Origin of the sequence: Streptomyces sp. NPDC004609, assembly GCF_042873655.1 — a bacterium.
In the GTDB taxonomy this organism is placed as follows: Bacteria; Actinomycetota; Actinomycetes; order Streptomycetales; family Streptomycetaceae; genus Streptomyces.
Map to the genome: position 1 here is coordinate 55,937 of NZ_JBIALS010000037.1, position 21,090 is coordinate 77,026.

Here is a 21,090-nt window from a genome sequence, read left to right on the forward strand (position 1 = left end):
CCCGGTGGACGTCACCCATGTGCTCCTGGCACCCGTGCCACCCCCGGCACTAGGTTGCCGACAGTGCCCCCACCCACACAACCGGCCAGTGCCCCATGCCGCCCCACGCCGCCCGCAGGGCTCGGCCGCACCGGAGTGCACGGCGGTACCGGATCCTCACATTCCGGCCGCAGCTCTCCCCCGGCCCGGCGAACACCCCAGGCCACAAGGCCGGAGGGGGAGGTTCCGGCGCTCCGTGCGATCAAGCACCCAGCCGCCCGACACGGTTCACCTCCCGTTCACTCTCCCCCTCGGGACACGTCACCTGATCTGCCTAGTTTCAGCCGTACGAGGTAACCGGCACACGGCCGGCACACCCCACCACCGACACACGCCGCCCCACACGTCTCCGACATCGGTCAGCGTCCAGGCGGCTCCTGGAAGGAACACCCGAAAGTGAAGCTTCAGCGCAAGAACGGGCTTCGCGCCACCGCGCTCGGCGCCCTCGCCGTCACCGGCGCCCTGGTCCTCACGGCGTGTGGTTCGGACGACAACGCCGGAGGCACGAGCGGCACCGGCGACAAGACCAGCGCCGCTTCGAACATCAAGTGCGACGGCGCCAAGGGCAAGCTGCTCGCCTCCGGCTCCAGCGCGCAGAAGAACGCCATGGACCTGTGGGTCAAGAACTACATGGCCGCCTGCTCGGGCGTGGAGATCAACTACAAGTCGTCCTCCTCCGGCGAGGGCATCGTCGCCTTCAACCAGGGCACCGTCGGCTTCGCCGGCTCGGACTCCGCCCTCAAGGACGACGAGGTCGCCGACTCCAAGAAGATCTGCAAGAACGGCCAGGGCATCAACCTGCCCATGGTCGGCGGCCCGATCGCGATCGGTTACAACCTCTCCGGTGTCGACAATCTGAGCCTGGACTCCTCCACCATCGCCAAGATCTTCAACGGCAAGATCACCAAGTGGAACGACCCGGCGATCGCCAAGCTGAACGAGGGCGTGTCGCTCCCGGACAAGGCGATCCAGGCGTTCCACCGCTCCGAGGACTCCGGCACCACGCAGAACCTCGGCAAGTACCTCGGCAAGACCGCGAAGGCCGACTGGCCGTACGAGGCCGAGAAGAAGTGGCCCGCGCCCGGCGGCCAGGCCGCCTCCGGCTCCTCCGGTGTCGCCGCGCAGGTCAAGCAGGTCGACGGCGCGATCGGCTACTTCGAGCTGTCGTACGCCACCTCGCAGTCCATTCCCACGGTCGACATCGACACCGGTGCCGCGGCCCCGGTGAAGGCCACCTCGGAGAACGCCTCCAAGGCCATCGCCGCCGCCAAGGTCAAGGGCACCGGCAAGGACCTCGCCCTGGAGCTGGACTACGCCACCAAGGCGGAGGGCGCCTACCCGATCGTCCTGGTGACCTACGAGGTCGTCTGCGACACCGGCAACAAGGCCGACACCCTCGGCACGGTCAAGTCCTTCCTGGGCTACACCGCGAGCGACGAGGGCCAGAAGGTCCTCACGGACGCCGGTTACGCCCCGATCCCGGCCGAGATCAACGCGAAGGTCCGGGAGACCGTCGCGGGCCTGAGCTGACCCGGAGCCGCCAGCGTGGTGCGGCCGCGCGCACACGGCCGCACCGCGCCGGTACCGGCCCCCACCGGACCGGCGCAGCACGTACCTCAGCAGCAGGACAGCAGTCGGCAACACAGCAGTAGGACGGAACGACAGGCGACGGGGCACCCGGGCCCGGGACCCGCCCCCCGCCTGTCGCCACCCACCACCCCATCCGGTGCACCGCCGCCAGGGGAGCCACCGCTCCCCCACACAGACCGGAAAGACATGGCTTCCACCACACCCATAGAACCTCTGGACTCCCCTCCCCCGGGACCGGCCGCTCCGCCCGTCACCGGGAGCACGTCCACCGGCCGCGCGGGCGACAAGATCTTCCTCGGTCTGTCCCGCGGCTCCGGCATCCTGCTCCTGGTGATCATGGCGTCGATCGCGGCGTTCCTCACCTATCGCGCCGCGATCGCCATCTCGAAGGACGAGGGCAACTTCCTCACCACCTTCGACTGGAACCCGGCGGGCGACCCGCCCGTGTTCGGCATCGCGGTACTCCTCTTCGGCACGATCGTCAGCTCGGTCATCGCGATGGTCATCGCGGTCCCGATCGCGGTCGGCATCGCGCTGTTCATCTCGCACTACGCGCCGCGCAGGCTCGCCACCCCCATCGCGTACGTCGTCGATCTGCTCGCCGCCGTGCCGTCGATCATCTACGGCATCTGGGGCGCGCTCTTCCTCGTCCCGTATCTGGAGGGCCTCAACCTCTGGCTGGACGACTTCTTCGGCTGGACCTATATCTTCGAGAAGACCGAGGTCGGCGTCGCCCGCTCACTGTTCACCGTGGGCATCCTGCTCGCGATCATGATCCTGCCGATCGTGACCAGCGTCAGCCGTGAGGTCTTCCTCCAGGTCCCCCGTATGAATGAAGAAGCGGCCCTCGCGCTCGGCGCGACCCGCTGGGAGGTCATCCGGATGTCGGTCCTCCCCTTCGGCCGCTCCGGTGTCATCTCCGCCTCGATGCTGGGCCTCGGGCGCGCGCTCGGCGAGACGATGGCCGTCGCCACGGTCCTCTCGCCGAGCTTCGTCATCTCGGCCCATCTGCTCAATCCGGGCGGAGGCACCTTCGCCCAGAACATCGCCGCGAAGTTCGACGAGGCCAATGAGCTGGGGCGGGACGCCCTGATCGCCTCCGGACTGGTGCTGTTCATCCTCACCCTGCTGGTCAACGGCGCGGCCCGGCTGATCATCGCCCGCCGCAAGGAGTACTCGGGGGCCAACGCATGACCCGGACAGCAGTACAGGACAGGCCCGCCCCGGCCCCCACGGGCAAGCGCGGCGGCCTCACCAGCCGCTCCCTGCCCCGCTGGGCACCGGCCGGTTTCGCCGCCGCCGGCATCGTGCTGGGCTGCGGCCTCGGCGCGGTCGCCGGATGGCAGAGCAAGACGCAGTGGGGCCTGCTCTCGGCCCTGTTCTTCATGGCCGTCTCGTACACCGTGACATCGGTCGTCGAGAACCAGCGGCAGGCCAGGGACCGGCTGGCCACCAGCATCGTCTGGGTCTGCTTCATCCTCGCCGTCGTCCCGCTGTTCTCCCTGATCTGGGTGACCGTCAGCCGGGGTGTGAAGGTCCTCGACGGCTACTTCCTGACCCACTCGATGGCCGGAGTCCCCGGCTTCCAGGCCGGCGGCGGCGTCTACCACGCCATCATCGGCACGCTGGAGCAGGTCGGTCTCGCCACCCTGGTCTCGGTGCCGATCGGCCTGCTGACCGCGGTCTACCTCGTCGAGTACGGCAAGGGCGCGCTCGCCAAGGCCGTGACCTTCTTCGTCGACGTCATGACCGGCATCCCGTCGATCGTCGCGGGCCTCTTCCTGCTCTCCATCATGCTGATGTTCGAGCTGAGCCCGTCCGGTCTGATGGGCGCGCTGGCGCTGGCGATCCTGATGATCCCCGTCGTGGTCCGCTCCACCGAGGAGATGCTCAAGCTCGTCCCGAACGAGTTGCGCGAGGCGTCCCTCGCCCTGGGCGTACCGAAGTGGCGCACGATCCTCAAGGTGGTCATCCCGACCGCGCTCGGCGGCATCACCACCGGTGTGATGCTCGCGATCGCGCGTATCGCGGGTGAGACCGCGCCGATCATGCTGCTGGTCTTCGGCAGCCAGCTGATCAACACCAACCCGTTCGAAGGCGCCCAGTCCTCGCTTCCCTTCTACATCTGGGAGCAGTACCGGGTCGGCAGCGAGGCGTCGTACGACCGCGCCTGGTCCGCCGCCCTGGTCCTGATCGCCTTCGTCATGATCCTCAATCTGGTCGCCCGCGGCATCGCCCGCTGGAAGGCCCCGAAGACCAGCCGCTGACGCGCGGCACCCGGGAAGTGAACTGAACTCATGGCCAAGCGAATCGATGTCAGCGGACTGACGGCCTTCTACGGCTCCCACAAGGCGATCGAGGACATCTCGATGACGGTGGAGCCCCGCTCGGTGACGGCCTTCATCGGCCCCTCCGGCTGCGGCAAGTCCACGTTTCTGCGCACCCTGAACCGGATGCACGAGGTCACCCCCGGTGGCCGCGTGGAGGGCAAGGTGCTCCTGGACGACGAGAATCTGTACGCCTCGAACGTCGACCCCGTCGCGGTGCGCCGCACGGTCGGCATGGTCTTCCAGCGCCCGAACCCGTTCCCGACGATGTCGATCTACGACAATGTCGCGGCGGGGCTGCGGCTGAACGGCTCGTACAAGAAGAACCAGCTCGCGGACGTCGTCGAGAAGTCGCTGAGGGGCGCGAACCTCTGGAACGAGGTCAAGGACCGGCTCAACAAGCCCGGCTCGGGCCTGTCCGGCGGCCAGCAGCAGCGTCTGTGCATCGCCCGCGCGATCGCGGTGGAGCCGGACGTCCTGCTGATGGACGAGCCGTGCTCGGCTCTCGACCCGATCTCCACGCTCGCGATCGAGGATCTGATCGGGGAGTTGAAGGAGCGCTTCACGATCGTCATCGTCACCCACAACATGCAGCAGGCCGCGCGAGTCTCCGACCGCACCGCCTTCTTCAATCTGGCGGCGGTCGGCCAGCCCGGCAAGCTGATCGAGATAGACGACACGGAGCGCATCTTCGCCAACCCCTCGGTCCAGGCGACCGAGGACTACATCTCGGGCCGCTTCGGCTGATCCCCACGGCCGCCGCACTCCGCGCACCGCACCGCCGCGCTGCCGCGGACGCGGCGGCGGCCCCAAGGCGTCCTGCGGTGCTGCATGGCGGTGCCACCGCGAGGCGAAGGGCCCGCCCCTCCCGGGGGCGGGCCCACTCGCGTGTTCCCGCACCGCGCTCGCCTGGCCGGGCCTGTCGACACTCTTACGGGAGTGGCGCTCCCACCCGCCTGTCCACGCCTCTGGAAGGGCAGCCTCTCCCGCCGGACCGTGTCCGGGCTCCTCACCGGGACCGCGGGGCGCTCCTGCCCGCCCTGTCCTCGCTGCTCCCCACCGGGACCCTGCGCCACCGGGACCCGCCCTCCCGCAGGGCCTGCGGGCTGCGCAGGAAGGTGCCGGGGCCGTCCCACCCGCGCCGTGCCGGGCGAACCGCCCGTCTCTCCGTGACCGCGCCCGTGTCGGCGCGGTACCCGCCCCCGTAAAATCCGGCCTGTGGACGACGACGAGCGGGTCTTCCGGCGGAGCACGTGGGGCACCAACCGTTACGTCTACAACTCCCGCAACCCGCTGGGCCGCGTCCTGATCGCCGCCGCCGTGCTGGCACTGGCCGCGCTGCTGGTGCTGATGGCCAACCGCGCGGGGCCGTTCGCCCCTTCCCCGGCTCCCGGCGACGACGCACCGGCGGACAGCCCCCTGCCCCACCGGTCGGCTCCGGCCACGGCGCCGGCTCCCCCGGGCGCGGGCCCGTAACTGGTACTGGCTTGGGAACCGGCGATACGGGCCCCTGAGCCCCGCAGCATGTGAAACCCCGCAGCCCCGCCGGGCACTGAGCCCATCCGCCCCTCCCGGCCCCTGGATCCCGCGCCCCGGAGCCGTAACGGAGAAATCCGGGCCCGTGGGCCGTATCGGGGAGAAGCCCGCGCCCCCCGAGCCGTATCGGGGAGAAGCCCAGCCCGGAGGCCGTCAGCCGAAGGCCAGGTAGACCATCCCGTAGCTCATCGCCGCCACCGCCGCGGCCGCCGGCATCGTGATGAACCAGCCGAGGACGATGTTCTTCGCGACGCCCCAGCGAACCGCGTTGACCCGCTTCGTCGCACCGGCGCCCATGATCGCCGAGGTGATCACATGGGTGGTGGAGATGGGTGCCTGGAAGAGGAAGGCGGAGCCGAACATGATCGACGCGCCGGTGGTCTCGGCGGCGAATCCCTGCGGCGGGTCCAGTTCGATGATCTTGCGGCCGAGGGTCCGCATGATGCGCCAGCCGCCGGCGTAGGTGCCCAGCGAGAGCATCACCGCACAGGCGATCTTGACCCAGACCGGGATCGCGTCGCCCTGCTGCTCGACATCGGCGATGACGAGGGCCATCACCACGATGCCCATCGTCTTCTGCGCGTCCTGGAGGCCGTGCCCGAGCGCCATCGCCGCGGCGGAGACCGTCTGGGCGATACGGAAACCCCGCTTCGCCTTGCTGGGGTTCACCCGGCGGAAGATCCACAGGATCGCGACCATCACCAGATAGCCCGCGATCAGCCCGACGAACGGCGAGACGAACATCGGGATGACGATCTTCTCCAGCACCCCCGACCAGATGACCTCCGTGCCTCCGGCGAGCGCCGCGCCCACCATGCCGCCGAACAGGGCGTGGGAAGACGAGGACGGCAGTCCGAAGTACCAGGTGACGAGGTTCCACACGATCGCGCCGACGAGCGCGGCGAAGAGGATGCCCATCCCCTGGCTGCCGTGGGGCGTCTCGATGATCCCCTCGCTGACGGTCTTGGCGACACCCTGCCCGAGAAAGGCTCCCGCGAGGTTCATCACCGCGGCCATCACGAGCGCCACCCGCGGGGTCAGCGCGCGTGTGGAGACGGAGGTCGCGATGGCGTTCGCGGAGTCGTGGAAGCCGTTGGTGTACGTGAATCCGAGCGCGACGCCGATCGTCACGATCAGAGCGAAGGTGTCCACAAGCTTCAGGACTCCTTGACCGCAATGGTCTCCACGGTGTTCGCGACGTGTTCGAAGGCGTCCGCGGCCTCTTCCAGCACATCGACGATCTGCTTGAGCTTGAGGACCTCGATGGCGTCGTACTTGCCGTTGAACAGCGTGGCCAGAAGCTTGCGGTGGATCTGGTCCGCCTGGTTCTCCAGCCGGTTGACCTCGATCCAGTACTCGGTGAGATTGTCCATGGTCCGCAGATGCGGCATGGCCTCCGCCGTCAGCTCCGCGGCCCTGGCCAGGACCTCGATCTGCTGTTCGACCCCCTTGGGCAGCTCCTCGACCTGGTAGAGCACGACGAGGTCGACGGCCTCCTCCATGAAGTCCATGATGTCGTCGAGGGAGGAGGCGAGCTTGTAGATGTCCTCGCGGTCGAAGGGCGTGATGAAGGAGGAGTTCAGCTGGTGGAAGATGGCATGGGTGGCGTCGTCGCCCGCGTGCTCCGCGGCCCGCATCCGCTCCGCGATCTCGCTCCGGGAAGAAGCATCGGCCCCGAGCAGTTCCATCAGGAGCCTGGAGCCCGTGACGATGTTGTCCGCGGACGCGGCGAACATGTCGTAGAAGCTCGTCTCCCTGGGGGTCAGACGAAATCGCACGTGGGGTCCTCGGGGTGCTTGGATTCGGACAGGCTGATGCTAGGTGCATTCATCCGGCCACGGCCAACCGGCTTTCTTCAGTGTCGCCCATGGATCAGTGTGATCATCATGTGGCCCCGGCAGCCGTCCGTCACCCGTATACCCGCCTTCCGCCGCACCTCACCGGCGCGGTTCTGTACCATATACCCGTGAGGGGTATACACCCCGGATACTGAACACCGCATGCTTTTGCCCACGCACCGGCCGCCACCGGCACCCGGACCGCCTTCTCCACCCGGCGGCCCCACCGGCGGCGCACCCACCGCGGCGGCGGCCGTGGCAGCGCGGCACGGACAGACAGACGCCAGGACAACGGGAGGACCCGATGACGACCACCGAGGCGGCCGGCCCCCCGGTCACCGACACCCCCCGGATCGAGGGCGCTCCGGTCACCGATCATGACCAGGGCGTTCACGGGTACCACAAGCAGAAGGACGAGCACCTCAAGCGGCTGCGCCGGATCGAGGGCCAGATCCGCGGCCTCCAGCGCATGGTCGACGAGGACGTCTACTGCATCGACATACTGACCCAGGTCTCGGCGTCCACCAAGGCCCTGCAGTCCTTCGCCCTCCAGCTCCTGGAGGAGCATCTGCGCCACTGCGTCGCCGACGCGGCCCTCAAGGGGGGCAATGAGATCGACGCGAAGGTGGAGGAAGCCACCAAGGCCATCGCCCGCATGATGCGCACCTGATCCGGCCCGTCCTCCCGGCACCGCTCCCGGTCCGCGCGACACGGGAGGACGGCCGCGGGACGGATGCGCCGAGGGGCGCGGACATACGGCAGGGCAGGGGCGGCACCGCCCCTGCCCTTACGGCATCTCCGTCAGTCCGGCTGCGCGAGCGCCGCCCGCTCAGCCGCCACCTTCAGCACCTCGTCGATACGGGCCGGGCTCAGCCTCTCCCCGTCCGCGGCGGACGCCGCGATGATCAACTCGCCACACAATTCGATCTCGGCGAGGGCCACGTGGTCCTGAACCAACGTCGTACTGGGCGGAGCCACGTGCTTTCACCTCTTCCTCCGGTGTCGACTTCCTAGCGTAGGGAGTGATGCACGGACAGCGCATGGCACGTCCGGACCATTTAGGCCCTGACCCTTCCGGTGTAAATGTCTCGCCGGTCGGGCAGTCGTACGATCACGGGCGCCCCGAAGTCGTACAGAACCGTCGTCGACGTCACCCCCACCGAGGCGCTCCCCTGCCCGAGACTGAAGCGGTGCCGCACCTTCCGCAGCCGCCCCTCCTCGTCGAGATACGCGTCGAACGGCACCGTGTCCCGGGCGAACCCTTTCGCCGCCGCCATCAGTGACGCCTGCGCGTGCGGCCGGGCGACCCGCGCGGCGTACGCGATGTCCGCCTGCCCCCGGAAGTGGCGCACCGTCGCTCCGGACAGCCGCTTCTTCCCGACGTACGTCACCTCACGCGCGCCGCGCAGCAGCTCGGCCGCCGCGAGCGGATCGGTCGCGCCCCCGGTGACCAGATTCCCGTCCTCCAGGGTCGTCGTGTCGATCCGCACCCACTTGTCGGCGGGCACCCCCGCGCCCCGGTTCTTCATATAGAGCGCCCCGGGCGTCATCAGCTCGGTGACCGGCCGGTGCTTCACCACGCCCGAGGGGTCCTTGGGCAGGACGACGGTGAGCCGGCCCATCCGGCGGCCGAAGTCGTAGCCGCCCTCGCCCTGGATCGTGACCCGCGTACCGCCGGTGACCGTCTCGATCGACGTACGGGCCCTGGCACTGCCCGCCTCGATCAGCGTGTCCGCCGCCCTGACGACCACGGCCGCCCGTGCCGCGGCCGGCCCCGGCCGCCCGCCGGTCACGGCGTCCGCCGAACAGCCGCCGACCGCCATCGCCCCCAGTACGACGGCGGTGACGGCGAACATCCCGCCCCCGCGCCCGTGCCCCTGCGCCACCATCGTCTGCCAACCCCCAACACCGGAACCGCTGATCCGTCGGAGACCTCCGCCCGCCCCGCCTAACGACCGCCGGAGCCCGCCGTCACGCGGCGCCCCGCGTGGCGCGAACCCCCGCAGCCGTGGACGGGCGGCACCAGTACCGTGGAGACGTGCCTCCGCAAGCCTCCACCGACGACACTCCGGCGCCTCCCCCCACCCATCGCACCACCACGACCGAGCAGGGCTCGTTCGCCGTGGCCGTGTGCGGCTGCGGCTGGCGCGGACCGGCCCGTCGATCCCGCGAACGGGCCCGTACGGACGCCGCGGAGCACGCCTCCGCGCCCCTGGCCCGGGCGGGCTGCGCCTAGGGCGTGTATCGAAAGTCCCGCCTGGCCTGCGCCGCCCAGCACGCACACTCGCTGCGTTGTCGGAATCGCCCAAGTACGTCCAGTACGAGGGCGACCCTCCGCCTTGCGATTGCACGCACCGGACGCCGCAGGCCCCGCCCTCCGGGCGGACGGCGCTACTTTCGATACACGCCCTAGGGGCAGCGGCGACTGCGGCCCCGTACACCCCCGGCGCCGGGAGCGGAGGCGTGCTCGCGCGGCCGGGTCGCCCGGACGGAGGCGTCTGGATGGCCGAAGCGGAGCGGGACCGGTGCCCTTGACATCAAGGACCCCCTTTCCCTCCGTACCGAGGTGCCTCCCATGACCCGATCCACAGACCACGACGGCCCGAACCGTTCAGCGGACTGCCCGGAGGACCGTTCGACGGCCCCTGTCCCCGCAGGCGCCACCAGGCACTGCACCGGAAAAGGCGGCCGCATGGCCACGCTGACGGCGACCACGGCACTGGCCCTGGCGCTCCCGCTCAGCGGCGCCGCGTCCGCCGCCGCCCCCGGCCCCGTCCCGACCGCGTCCAAGCCGGACGGCCTGATCGAGAGTTCGGTCGCCGTCGGCGCCACCGGGCTGATAGCCGGGGCGGGCACGGTCCTGATCGTGCGCCGCCATCAGCGCCGCAGCAGGGGCCGCCGCTGAGCCCTCCGTGCCGCCCACGCCGAAGCCGACGCTCCTACCCAACGGCCGCGGGCCCGGGGCACGCGAACCCTGGACGGCCCCGGGAGAGACCCCCGGGTCCGTGATCCGCCCGGGCGCCGGGCGGATCAGGCCGCCAGGTCCTTCTCCCCCGTACCGTCCGAGCGCGGCTCGGGGATGCCGAGCGGTTCTGTCAGACCCGCGCCCGCACCGGACGCCGACCGCTTGGACCGTACGAGCCATGCCGTGCGCCCGGACGCGGCGACCGCCGAGACCAGCGGGGTCAGCAGGGCCTGCGCGAGAGGCGCGAGCAGCAGGGTGACGGCGGTGCCGAGGGCGAATCCGCCGATCACGTCGGTCGGGTAGTGGACGCCCATGTAGACCCGCAGAAAGCCCTCGGCGAGCGCCAGACCGAGCGCCGCGAAGCCGAACTTCCGGTGGGCGAGGAAGACGCCGACGGCGATCGCCATCGCCATCGTGGAGTGGTCGCTGACAAAGGAGTAGTCGGTCTTCCCGGTGACGAGGACCTCAAGGCTCTTGTGGTCCACGAACGGCCGCGGCCTCTCCACGAACCCGCGGATCGGGATGTTGATCAGCAGCGCGACACCCGCGGCGAGCGGCGCCCAGACGAGCCCGGCGACACCCGCGACCGACTCCTCGGCGCTCGCGCGCCGGCGAACGCTCCACCAGCACCAGAGCGCGACGACGACGAGCCCGAGCATGATGCCGTACTCGCCGACGAACCCCATGACCCGGTCGAACCAGGGCGGAGCGGCCTTCGCCAGGCCGTTGATGTCATGAAGCAGGCTGAGATCGGGCCCCGAGGCCCCTCTCGACTCCGCCAGGGAGAACTCCACCTCCGACTCCGCCGGGGAGACCCCCGTTGCGAGTCCAGCCATCTGCCGCGGCCCCTTGCCTTGTATCGCCGTGTCGTCGTCCTGCGCCGGCCCGCCTGCGCGCGCCGCGCTCCACCACCCCCGTGGTCAGCGCCCGGTGACCGCCGCGCGGGGTCCTCACCCGATCGTCGCGGCCGCTCCGTCCAGGGAACGGCTCATTCGGCGTGTACGTTCCACTCTCTACCGAACGATCACCATGACGTTATCGAAGAGAAACACATCACCGCAGCTCAGGGCCTTGGCTCAACGGAGAGTTCCGGCCATGCCCGACGCTCCGTCACGCCTGCGGGGGCAGCTTGGGGAGCGATTTCGCGCCATCCTCGGTGACCCTGGTCGCCCCGAAGTAGTCCGCGGTGTCGATCTTGTCGAACCGGATCACGGCGCCGGGTCGCGGCGCGTCGATCATGTATCCGCCGCCGACGTAGATGCCGACGTGTCTGATGGCCCGCGAGTTGGTGAGATCGTCCGAGAAGAAGACGAGATCACCGGGGAGCAGTTCCTCGCGCGAGGGATGAGGCCCCGCGTTGTACTGGTCGTTCGCCACCCGCGGCAGCTCGATCCCCACCGTCCGGTACGCGGCCTGGGTCAGCCCCGAACAGTCGAACCGCCCGCCCTGCTCGGGCGTCCCGTTCCCGCCCCACAGGTACTTCGTGCCGAGCTTCTGCTGTGCGAAGTTGATCGCCCCCGCCGCCTGCCGCGAGGGATCCACCCGCCCGACCGGCCGCGCGAAGCTCTTCTCCAGGGTGCGGATGACCTTCACATAGTTCTGCGTCTCCTTGTACGGAGGGACTCCGCCGTACTTGATGACCGCGTACGCCCCCGCGTTGTACGCGGCGAGCATGTTGTTCGTCGGGTCGCCGGGCGCCTTCTTCACATAGCCGGCCAGCTTGCAGTCGTACGAAGCGGCGGACGGAATGGCGTCCGCCGGATCCCAGACGTCCCGGTCCCCGTCCTTGTCCCCGTCGACACCGTGCGCCGCCCAGGTCCCGGGGATGAACTGCGCGATGCCCTGCGCGGCGGCGTGGCTCTGCGCCCTGGGGTTCCAGCCGCTCTCCTGGTACAGCTGCGCGGCGAGCAGGGCGGGGTTGATCGCGGGACAGAGGTTCCCCCACTTCTGCACCAGCGGCTGGTAGCGGGCCGGCACGGCCCCCTTGGCGAGGCCGACGGACCCGTTCTTGCCGCCGCCGCCCCCGAAGAGCCCGGCGGCGGCGGAGTACGTACCCACGACGAGCAGCGCGAGAAACGCGAGACACGCCCCGAAGGACACGCCCGCGACCAGCCACGCCTTACGCACCGTCAACCGCCCTTCACCCCGGGGGAGTCCGCCGCCCCGCGCCAGTGTAGGTGCGGCCGCCCCGATTCAGGAGGCGGACGCCGGGACGCCGCACCCCCGCCGCCGTGCCCCGGATGCGCTCCCCCTGCGCCCTGCCCGGCCCTCTTTCACCCCCTCCCGCCACGGGCTCACGTACCGTCAGGACCCGCCCGGCGCCCGGCCCTGGGCGCCCGGCGGCCGTATGTCGCCGTGCCGGCCTCTCCCTCCGGCCCGGGCGGCAGGGCGCGCTGGCCGTACGGAAGGAGAACCGGGAGAAGGACGGGAGAGAGGCGGGAGAGACGTGGGAGCCGACTGCTTCGGCGTCGGCTGGGACTCAGGCGGCCGTAAAGCGGGCATCCTGTCCACAAAACGTGAGGATCGCCCCAAAGGTGGAACAACGACAGTCATTGCCCGGAGTCACGCAGCGTGATACACAGAGTGACGGTACGGGCTCCTCACAGTGCCACCGGTCCACATTCCCCGCAGGTCAGGGCGGCGAGGATCGGTCATACGTGCGGAGATCGGGTAAAGAGACCCGCCAAGTCGGCATACGCGGGCGGTTTCATCAGCGAAGATAGAGCGATGGCCCGTGCCGAGGGGTACGGGCAGCGAACAACCCGACAGGGGCGGTGAGTTACACATGATCCTGGCAGCCGAAAAGGGCGACATCACCACCATCATCGGCGGTATCGCCCCGAACTGGGGGCCTTTCGGGAGCCTCGGAAGCGAGGCCCGGGTGATGATCGAGGTCGTGATGGCGGTGGCCATCCTGCTGTGCCTCGGCATCGCGATCTGGGGCGCGGCCAAACAGCGCATCGGAGCGACCGCGCTGCGCGACACGTTCAGCGCCGAACAGGGCAAGGGCCTGATCGTCGCCGGACTGACCGGAGTCTTCATCATCGGGTCACTGGGGACCGTCTTCACGATCGTGTACGGGATGGCCGTCTGACCCACCCGCACGCCCCGGACCCTCTCTTCCCTCCGTCCTCTCCCCCGCGTGCCCGGCCCACCCTCAGAGGTTGCGTCTCCCCGATGTCGAGTCACCACACCGCGTCCGCGCGGAAAGCAGCACGACCACCGTCGTCGTACGGCACGGAGTCGTGCTGCGCGACATCCCACGAGGGGTACGAGGGGAAGTACGCGCATGAGCCCCGGTGACGACCACGGCTACGGCGGCGACCCGGGCCGCGCCGACGACGGCTTCGGCGGCACGGGCCAGACACGCACCCGACTGCCCGGCGCCACCGACCCCGACATCTACGGCGGCGCCCGCCGCCCCGTCCGCAACTCCCGTTCCCTCATCACCGTCGTCGGCGTCGTGGTCCTCCTCGTCGCCGCGATCGCCTTCGCCAACCGGGGCGGCCCCGGCGACGACGACGAACCCACCGGCTCCGCCAAGGGCCCGGAAGCACGGACCACGGCGGCCACCGGTGTGAAGCCGGTGGAGGGCAAGGCGGGCGGAATCCCGACGGGCTACGCGAGAGACGAGCAGGGGGCGCAGAGCGCGGCGGCGAACTACGCGGTGGCCCTGGGATCCGACGGCATGTACGACAAGAACCGCCGGAACGAGATCGTGAACACCGTGTACGCGCCCGAGGTCGCGGAGGCCCGCAGAGGCGATCTCGACAGGGTCTACTCCGACGAGAAGTTCCTCACCGGCATCGGACTGAAGGCCGACGGCAAGGCACCGGACGGAATGATGTTCGTGTCGCGCTTCAATCCCGTCGGGGCCAAGACAGAGAGCTCCAGCGGCACGTCCGCGCGGGTCTCCGTCTGGTACTCCGCCTTGTTCGGACTGGCCGGCGAGGATTCGAAGACCCCGGTCACCGAGAGCTGGCACACGGCCGTCCTCGATCTGAAGTGGGTCGGAGGCGACTGGAAGGTCACCGACTACACCCAGAAGGACGGTCCCGTTCCGGTCGGCCGCGACCAGAGGGCCTCCGGCTCCCAGGAGATGGCCGACGCCATCCAGCAGTTCGGAGGGTTCACGTATGCGCGTTAGCCGTCGCGCTCTCCCGCTCACCGCCGCCGTCGCCGGACTCCAGGCCACGGCGGTGCTTCTGGCAGCCCGGGCCACCGCCGCGCCGACCCCGCCCCCGACGACACCCGCACCGAGCCCGAGCACTACGAAGCCGGGCTGCGAACTGCTGAGCGGCCCCGCCCTGGACCGCTGCACCGGCGAGAACTCCAGCAACGCCCCCAGCAACCCCACCGACGCCCTCGACCCCCTCTCCTCCCTCGCGAAGGGCTGCGCCGACGCCGCCTCGTGGACCGTCGACACCCTCTCCAAGGCCGTGAAGTCCACGGCCACCGTCGACTTCACGAACACCACCTTCCTCTCCCAGTACGCCGTCGTCTTCGCCGCCGCCACCATCCTCACGCTCCTCCTGTGGCTCCTCGCGGTCGCCAAGCGCGCCATCCGCGGCGTCCCCCTGATGACCGCCGTCTCCGAAGCCATCGGCTTCCTCTGGCTGACGGTCCTCGCCTCCGCGTTCACCCCCCTGATCCTCTACACCCTCGTCTCCGCCACGGACGGCGTCACCGAGGTCATCGCGGGCGGCACCAAGGGCCAGACGGACATGTTCTTCGGGAACTTCTCCGAAGCGCTCAAGAAGGGCACGGACATCGGCGGCGGCCCGATCATGCTGATCGTCGTCTCGCTCGTCACCGTGCTCGCCGCCGGAGTGCTCTACCTGGAGCTGTTCATCCGCGCCGTGCTCCTCTACGTCGGCGCCCTCCTCGGCGTCGTCGTCTACGCCGGGCTCGTCGACAAGAACATGTGGGGCCATGTCCGCCGCTGGGCCGGCATCATGATCGCGATCATCCTGGTCAAGCCGGTCATCGTCATCGTGCTCGGCCTCGCCGGCGCCCTCTCGGCCGACAAGGGGCCCGACTCCTTCTCCGCCGTCGTCTCCGGGCTCGCGATCATCATCCTGGCCATCTTCGCGTCCGCGATGATCTACCGCTTCGTCCCCGGCTTCGGCGACGAGATCGTCGCCTCCCGCAACAACCGCCTCCAGGGCGGCGCCGAGAACGCCGCGGCCGCGGTCATCAGCTCCCCCGCCGCCCTCGTCTCCCAGGGCATCAAGACCCACAGCACCCGGGGCAACCCCGGCGGAGGCGGCGAGAGCAGCGCCGCCGCCCGCCCCTCCAACCCCATGGGCGGAGGCGTCGCCGCCCACAGCAGCCGCCCCACCGGCGGTACGGGGGCCGCCGCGCCCGCGCCCCGTAGCGGCACATCCGGAAGCAGCACCCCGCACAGCAACCGCAAGAGCACAGGAGGCTGAGGGCGTTGACCACCCAGTCCCATCCCATCGCGCCCCGGCGTACGTACCTCATCGGCCGCGCCCGGCCGAACGCGATCGTCGGCAAGAACCGCGAGACCGGCGAGATCGCCCTGATCATCGCCGGCGCGTTCCTCGGCATGATGAGCGGACTGCTGGTCCCCTACCTCGCCCCGCGCATCGTGCTGCTGATGGGCTTCCCGCTGCTCGCCCTCGCCGCCGTGTACGTCCCGTACAAGCACCGTACGTTCTACCGGTGGTTCGAGATCAACCGCAGCTTCAAGCGCACCGTCCGCGCCGGCACCGTCTACCGTTCCGCCGCCCCCGAGGCCGGCACCCGCGCGGACGGCCGCGAGGTCGAGGTCGGCCCGCCCCCCGGCATCGGCCGCATCAACTGGCTCGCCGCCCCCTTCGGCCCCGACGAGATCGCCGTACTCCTGCACGCCGACCGCCGCACCGTCACCGCCGCCATCGAGATCGAGGGCCCCGGTGTCGGCCTGCGCGACAGCGAGGACCAGGAGGCCCTCGTCGACCGCTTCGGCACCCTCCTGAAGCACGTCGCCAACGGCGACGGTTTCGTCACCCGCCTCCAGATGCTCGCCCGTACCCTCCCCGCCGACCCCGACGCCCACGCCAAGGACGTCGCCCAGCGCGGCGACACCCGGGCCCCGGTCTGGCTGCGCGACTCGTACGACCAGCTCCAGTCGATGGTGTCCACCTCCAGCGAGCAGCACCGCGCCTACCTCGTCGCCTGTATGCACTACACCCGCGAACTCGCCGCCGAGGCCCATGCCATGGCCCGCGCCGCCCGCCAGACCACCAAGTCGAGAAGGATCGACAAGGACGCGGGCCTCGCCGTCGTCATGGCCCGGGAACTGACCGACATCTGCGCCCGCCTCGCCGAGGCCGACATCCGCGTCCGCCAGCCGCTGGGCCAGGGCCGACTCGCCTCCCTCGTCCACTCCATGTACGACCCCGACCACCCCATCGACCACATCCAGGCCATGACCAAGCGCAACGCCTGGCCCGCCGAACTCGACGCCATGGAGCCCACCTACCTCCAGGCCAAGACCCGCGAGTCCTCCACCCGCGCCCCCTGGTGCCACGCCACGGCCTGGGTGAAGGAGTGGCCGATGACCCCCGTCGGCGTCAACTTCCTCGCCCCCCTGCTCGTCCACACCCCCGATGTGATCCGTACGGTCGCGGTCACCATGGACCTCGAACCCACGGAGGTCGCCATCGAGCGCATGCTCACCGAGAAGACCAACGACGAGGCCGACGCCAGCCGCGCCGCCAAGATGAACCGCACGGTCGACCCCCGCGACATCGCGGCCCACGGACGGCTCGACCAGCGAGGTGAAGATCTCGCCAGCGGCGCGGCAGGCGTCAATCTCGTCGGGTACATCACTGTGTCGTCGCGTTCCCCCGAGGCTCTGGCCAGGGACAAGCGGACGATCAGGGCCTCGGCCGGCAAGTCGTATCTGAAGCTGGAGTGGTGCGACCGCGAGCACCACCGGGCCTTTGTGAACACCTTGCCGTTCGCGACCGGCATCCGCCGATAGCCGCCGTTAGGGGCCCTGATGCGAGATCCGCTGTCTGTCCTCACCGAGGCGTTCACCTCCTTCCTCTTCGGCAAGGTGGAGACGACCCGCCTGCCGGTCCGCACCTCCACCGGGCAGGCCCAGGCCGTCTATCTGCCCACGGCGGCACCCGGCCTCGGCGACTCCGGCGTGATCATCGGCCGCGAGGTCTACAGCGGCAAGGGCTACATCTACGACCCCTTCCAGCTGTACGGCCAGCAGCTCCCGGCGCCCCACTGGCTCGTGCTCGGTGAGTCCGGCAACGGCAAGTCCGCGCTGGAGAAGACCTACGTCCTGCGCCAGCTCCGCTTCCGTGACCGGCAGGTCGTCGTCCTCGACGCCCAAGGCGAGGACGGCGTCGGCGAGTGGAACCTCGTGGCACAGGAACTGGGCATCACGCCCATCCGCCTCGACCCGATGACCGCGCTCGACGGCGGCATCCGGCTCAACCCGCTCGACCCCGCCATCACCTCCACCGGCCAGCTCGCCCTCCTGCGTACGATCATCGAAGTCGCCATGGGCCACGGCCTCGACGAACGCTCGGGCTTCGCCCTCAAGGTCGCCCACGCCTACGTCAACGAGACCATCACCGACCGCCAGCCCGTCCTGACCGACATCGTCGAGCAACTGCGCCACCCGGAGGCGGAGTCCGCCGAGTCGATGAACGTCGACATAGACGATGTACGGGCCTGGGGCCTGGACGTCGCCCTCGTACTGGACCGGCTCGTCGACGGTGACCTCCGGGGCATGTTCGACGGCCCGACGACCGTCGGCATCGATCTCGACGCGCCGCTGATCGTCTTCGACCTCTCCCACATCGACCGCAACTCGATCGCGATGCCGATCCTGATGGCGATCGTCGGCGTATGGCTGGAGCACACCTGGATCCGCCCCGACCGGAAGAAGCGCATCTTCCTGGTCGAGGAGGCATGGCACATCATCAACAGCCCCTTCGTCGCCCAGCTGTTCCAGCGGCTGCTGAAGTTCGGCCGGCGCCTCGGCCTGTCGTTCGTCGCCGTCGTCCACCATCTCTCCGACGTCGTCGACGGCGCGGCGGCCCGGGAAGCGGCGGCCATCCTGAAGATGGCCTCCACCCGCACCATCTACGCCCAGAAGGCGGACGAGGCACGAGCGACCGGCCGGGTCCTCGGACTGCCGCGCTGGGCCGTCGAGATCATCCCGACCCTCACTCCCGGTATCGCGGTCTGGGACGTCAACGGCAATGTCCAGGTCGTCAAACACCTCGTCACCGAGGCCGAGCGCCCCCTCGTCTTCACCGACCGGGCCATGACCGAGTCCTCACGCCCGTCTCTCCCGGAGGATCTGGAGGCGGCGGAGTGGGAGGCCGAGCAGCGCGCGGCCCTGATCGAACAACAGCAGCTCAACGATTCCTCCGAGTCGACGGTGGCATGAGATGCGCGAGCAGCACCAGCAGAGAACGGGCGGCGGAGGCGTCCCGGACGGCCTGCTGTTGGGGCTGCTCGGCTTCCTTCTGAGCCTGTTGCTGCTGGTCTGGACGGCCACCGGTCTCGCGGGCCTGCTCGGCCGCGGCTCGTGGCCGACGGGCGTCACCTTCAAGAACACCCCCCAGGCCGTGCGTTCACTCGCCGCCTCCCCCCAGGACCTCCCCGCCGCCTGGCCGACCACACCCCCCGCCGAGTTGTCGGGCTACGGCCTCTTCTGGGGCATCGCGATCAGTGAACTGATGGTCCTGATCGTCCTCACGATCTTCGTCCTCGGGACCCTGGCCCGCTGGAAGGCCGTCCGGGCAGCCCGCAGGGACCGCATGCGCGCTTACGGGAAGGGCCCGACGGACCCGCACACCGACCGCACGCACCGGAACCAGCCGTACGAGCACGACACCCCCGCCCTTGAGGACACGGCCCACCGGCCCGACGCCCAGGGCCCCATGCCTCCCCCACCCACACCGTCCTTCCCGCAGCCCGAGCTGCGCTCCGCACATCACCCCGCCCAACCGGCACCCACAGTCCCGGCAGCGCCCGACACCTCCGTGCCCCACGCCTTTGCCGCACAGGGCCCCCGGCCCCCGCGCACGGAAGGCACCCCGCCTGCGGCGGTGGCGGGCCCGCCGACCGGGCAGGGATACACCCCCGTGCCCTCCCCCCGGGTTCCCCGCGTCCTCTTCGGCGATCCGGCCACCCGCCGCCCCGCCACGGTCCAGGCCGTACGGGACGCCGAGGGCGCCGCTCTTGTCGTCACCTCCGACCCCACGGTGTGGGCGGAGACCAAGGACGCCCGCGCCAAACTGGGCCCCGTACTGGTCTACGACCCGGGGCATCTGTGCGACACACCCGCGCGTCTCCACTGGTCCCCCACGGCCGGCTGCGACAACGCCGCGACCGCGGCGGCCCGCGCCACCGCCCTCCTCGCCCCGGTCCGCCCGCGCTCGGTCCTCGACACGGCCATGGCGGACACCGCCGACACCCTCCTGCGCTGCTGGCTGCACGCCGCCGCCGTGGACGGCCGCCCGTTCAAGCAGGTCCACCGCTGGGCCCAGGGCGGTGGCGCCCAGGAGGCCGTCCGTATCCTGCGTACGCATCCCCAGGCCACCGCCGGACTCGCCGGTCTGCTCGAATCCGCGCTGACCGCCCATCCCGAACGCCGGGAGATCGCCCAGCAGTTGGTGGCCCGCGCCCTGTCGTCGCTTTCCTCGATCCATATCCGCGAGGCTTGCACCCCGAACAGAACTGATTCCCTGACCTTGGAATCTTTCCTCAACGAAGGGGGAACCCTCTATCTGGTGGGCGAGCCCATTGAGGATCCCAAGGCCCACCCCGGAGCGATGCCGCTGCTGACCGCGCTGGCGTCAGACGTGGTCGAGCACGGCCGCCGCATGGCCGCACGGTCATCCGACGGTCGGCTCGACCCACCAATGACGCTCATCCTCGACGACGTCGCAGCCGTTGCCCCACTCCCCCTGCTCCCCGACCTCCTCACCGCCGGTCAGGACCAGGGCCTCCCGACTCTCGTCCTCCTTCGCTCCGCCGAACAGGCCCGCGCCCGCTGGCCGCAGTCGGACCTGCCCGTCTAGGAACTGCCGCTAGGAGCCGACCCGTCCGGGTCCCAGAGCCCTACAGCCGGGCACAGCCGGCCGGCGGCTGTTCCTCCCAGGCTATGAGGGCATGCGCCATGTGGTCCCGGGTCTGGGGTCCGTAGACGCCGTCCGCGGAGATGCCCTCCCGCCGCTGCACGGTGAGTACGGCGTTGCGCGTCAGCGGCCCGAACCTTCCGTCGGCGACGATGTTGATCCCGTAACACCGCCGGATCGACTGCTGCAGAACCTTCACAGCAGGGCTGGCGTACCCCTGCTGCAGATGACAGTGAATCCCGCCACTGCTGGACATCGGCATGCCCACGATGGAACCGTTGGCCGCTGCGATGGCGCCCGCGATGGTGCACCCGGGGCTCGCGGCGGCCGGCCCGGCCGCAACCACGACTAACCCCGCCGCGACTCCCATCGCGGACACGATCGATACCAGTTTCCTCTTCATGTCCATGGCCATGTGTCCCCCTCGGTCAGGTAGCACAGATGTGCGATTACCAGCAAGGTAGACGAGCGGCACGGCACGGGACAAGCACCCGAACAGGACCTGGCGAGAACTAGCCAACACGGTCCGCCCCACTCAGCCACGAGGGCGGAGGGCAGCCATCAGGCGTGGGGACTTCTGACCCACAACGCAAAAATGCCGTGGTTCCCGGACTGTAAACAATCCAGGAACCACGGCCAACAATTGTTCGGCGGTGTCCTACTCTCCCACAGGGTCC

General features: G+C 70.0%; 21 protein-coding genes. 14 read left to right on the forward strand and 7 right to left on the reverse strand.

What is annotated here, in order from left to right:
- Nucleotides 1-435: 435 nt before the first annotated feature.
- The 5 genes from pstS to ACFYT4_RS29395 all read left to right on the forward strand — a co-directional run bounded on the left by pstS (nt 436) and on the right by ACFYT4_RS29395 (nt 5,432).
- Entirely contained in the window at nt 436-1,569 is a 1,134-nt protein-coding gene (pstS, locus tag ACFYT4_RS29375; protein WP_389275515.1) for a phosphate ABC transporter substrate-binding protein PstS, read from the forward strand.
- 246 nt (nt 1,570-1,815) lie between these two features.
- On the forward strand, nt 1,816-2,823 hold the full coding sequence (pstC, locus tag ACFYT4_RS29380; protein ID WP_389275518.1) for a phosphate ABC transporter permease subunit PstC: 1,008 nt from the start codon (nt 1,816-1,818) through the stop codon (nt 2,821-2,823).
- The gene (gene pstA / locus ACFYT4_RS29385; RefSeq protein WP_389275521.1) at nt 2,820-3,896 is read left to right on the forward strand and encodes a phosphate ABC transporter permease PstA; all 1,077 of its coding nucleotides are present in this window, start codon (nt 2,820-2,822) and stop codon (nt 3,894-3,896) included. Before pstC ends, pstA begins: the two co-directional genes overlap by 4 nt.
- Nucleotides 3,897-3,926: 30 nt before the next feature.
- Nucleotides 3,927-4,703 (forward strand): phosphate ABC transporter ATP-binding protein PstB, encoded by a 777-nt coding sequence (pstB, locus tag ACFYT4_RS29390; protein ID WP_389275523.1) that lies wholly within the window; start codon nt 3,927-3,929, stop codon nt 4,701-4,703.
- A 471-nt stretch (nt 4,704-5,174) separates the two neighbouring features.
- Entirely contained in the window at nt 5,175-5,432 is a 258-nt protein-coding gene (locus tag ACFYT4_RS29395; protein ID WP_389275526.1) for a hypothetical protein, read from the forward strand.
- Between the two features lie 213 nt (nt 5,433-5,645).
- Here ACFYT4_RS29395 and ACFYT4_RS29400 read toward each other — a convergent pair whose 3' ends face one another.
- Nucleotides 5,646-6,644 (reverse strand): anion permease, encoded by a 999-nt coding sequence (locus ACFYT4_RS29400; protein ID WP_389275529.1) that lies wholly within the window; start codon nt 6,642-6,644, stop codon nt 5,646-5,648.
- A gap of 5 nt (nt 6,645-6,649) precedes the next feature.
- Nucleotides 6,650-7,270: a DUF47 domain-containing protein gene (locus tag ACFYT4_RS29405; RefSeq protein WP_389275532.1), complete on the reverse strand. Its 621-nt coding sequence runs from the start codon at nt 7,268-7,270 to the stop codon at nt 6,650-6,652.
- Nucleotides 7,271-7,634: 364 nt separating this feature from the next.
- Between ACFYT4_RS29405 and ACFYT4_RS29410 the strand changes: the two genes are divergently transcribed.
- Complete coding sequence (locus ACFYT4_RS29410) at nt 7,635-8,000, forward strand: metal-sensitive transcriptional regulator (RefSeq protein WP_389275535.1); 366 nt, start codon at nt 7,635-7,637, stop codon at nt 7,998-8,000.
- A gap of 131 nt (nt 8,001-8,131) precedes the next feature.
- On the opposite strand, the gene ACFYT4_RS29415 is transcribed toward ACFYT4_RS29410, so the two are convergent.
- Both ACFYT4_RS29415 and ACFYT4_RS29420 read right to left on the reverse strand, forming a co-directional pair.
- Nucleotides 8,132-8,308, reverse strand: coding sequence for a hypothetical protein (locus tag ACFYT4_RS29415; protein ID WP_389275538.1), 177 nt, complete (start codon nt 8,306-8,308; stop codon nt 8,132-8,134).
- A gap of 80 nt (nt 8,309-8,388) precedes the next feature.
- Nucleotides 8,389-9,219 carry a hypothetical protein gene (locus tag ACFYT4_RS29420; RefSeq protein WP_389275541.1) on the reverse strand — a complete coding sequence of 277 codons (831 nt, stop codon included), beginning with the start codon at nt 9,217-9,219 and terminating at the stop codon, nt 8,389-8,391.
- 149 nt (nt 9,220-9,368) lie between these two features.
- Between ACFYT4_RS29420 and ACFYT4_RS29425 the strand changes: the two genes are divergently transcribed.
- Both ACFYT4_RS29425 and ACFYT4_RS29430 read left to right on the forward strand, forming a co-directional pair.
- Nucleotides 9,369-9,566, forward strand: coding sequence for a hypothetical protein (locus ACFYT4_RS29425; RefSeq protein ID WP_389275544.1), 198 nt, complete (start codon nt 9,369-9,371; stop codon nt 9,564-9,566).
- A gap of 456 nt (nt 9,567-10,022) precedes the next feature.
- On the forward strand, nt 10,023-10,235 hold the full coding sequence (locus ACFYT4_RS29430; RefSeq protein ID WP_389275547.1) for a hypothetical protein: 213 nt from the start codon (nt 10,023-10,025) through the stop codon (nt 10,233-10,235).
- 125 nt (nt 10,236-10,360) lie between these two features.
- Here ACFYT4_RS29430 and ACFYT4_RS29435 read toward each other — a convergent pair whose 3' ends face one another.
- Together ACFYT4_RS29435 and ACFYT4_RS29440 are read right to left on the reverse strand one after the other, a co-directional pair.
- Nucleotides 10,361-11,131, reverse strand: a complete 771-nt coding sequence (locus tag ACFYT4_RS29435; protein ID WP_389275550.1) for a phosphatase PAP2 family protein — start codon at nt 11,129-11,131, stop codon at nt 10,361-10,363.
- Nucleotides 11,132-11,405: 274 nt separating this feature from the next.
- On the reverse strand, nt 11,406-12,422 hold the full coding sequence (locus ACFYT4_RS29440) for an NlpC/P60 family protein (protein WP_389275577.1): 1,017 nt from the start codon (nt 12,420-12,422) through the stop codon (nt 11,406-11,408).
- Between the two features lie 658 nt (nt 12,423-13,080).
- Here ACFYT4_RS29440 and ACFYT4_RS29445 point away from each other — a divergent pair.
- The 6 genes from ACFYT4_RS29445 (at nt 13,081) to ACFYT4_RS29470 (ending at nt 20,356) form a co-directional block, all read left to right on the forward strand.
- Nucleotides 13,081-13,389: a hypothetical protein gene (locus ACFYT4_RS29445; RefSeq protein WP_389275553.1), complete on the forward strand. Its 309-nt coding sequence runs from the start codon at nt 13,081-13,083 to the stop codon at nt 13,387-13,389.
- A gap of 195 nt (nt 13,390-13,584) precedes the next feature.
- A complete protein-coding gene (locus ACFYT4_RS29450) occupies nt 13,585-14,442 on the forward strand; it encodes a hypothetical protein (RefSeq protein WP_389275556.1) in 858 nt (285 codons plus the stop codon).
- Nucleotides 14,432-15,727 (forward strand): hypothetical protein, encoded by a 1,296-nt coding sequence (locus ACFYT4_RS29455; RefSeq protein ID WP_389275559.1) that lies wholly within the window; start codon nt 14,432-14,434, stop codon nt 15,725-15,727. The genes ACFYT4_RS29450 and ACFYT4_RS29455 overlap by 11 nt, the downstream gene beginning before the upstream one ends.
- Before the next feature lie 5 nt (nt 15,728-15,732).
- Nucleotides 15,733-17,286, forward strand: a complete 1,554-nt coding sequence (locus tag ACFYT4_RS29460) for an SCO6880 family protein (protein ID WP_389275562.1) — start codon at nt 15,733-15,735, stop codon at nt 17,284-17,286.
- Between the two features lie 18 nt (nt 17,287-17,304).
- Complete coding sequence (locus ACFYT4_RS29465; RefSeq protein ID WP_389275565.1) at nt 17,305-18,717, forward strand: ATP-binding protein; 1,413 nt, start codon at nt 17,305-17,307, stop codon at nt 18,715-18,717.
- Between the two features lies 1 nt (nt 18,718).
- Nucleotides 18,719-20,356, forward strand: coding sequence for a type VI secretion protein (locus ACFYT4_RS29470; protein WP_389275568.1), 1,638 nt, complete (start codon nt 18,719-18,721; stop codon nt 20,354-20,356).
- Between the two features lie 40 nt (nt 20,357-20,396).
- Here the strand turns inward: ACFYT4_RS29470 and ACFYT4_RS29475 are convergent, their stop codons facing one another.
- On the reverse strand, nt 20,397-20,828 hold the full coding sequence (locus ACFYT4_RS29475; RefSeq protein ID WP_389275571.1) for a peptidoglycan-binding protein: 432 nt from the start codon (nt 20,826-20,828) through the stop codon (nt 20,397-20,399).
- Nucleotides 20,829-21,090: the final 262 nt, after the last annotated feature.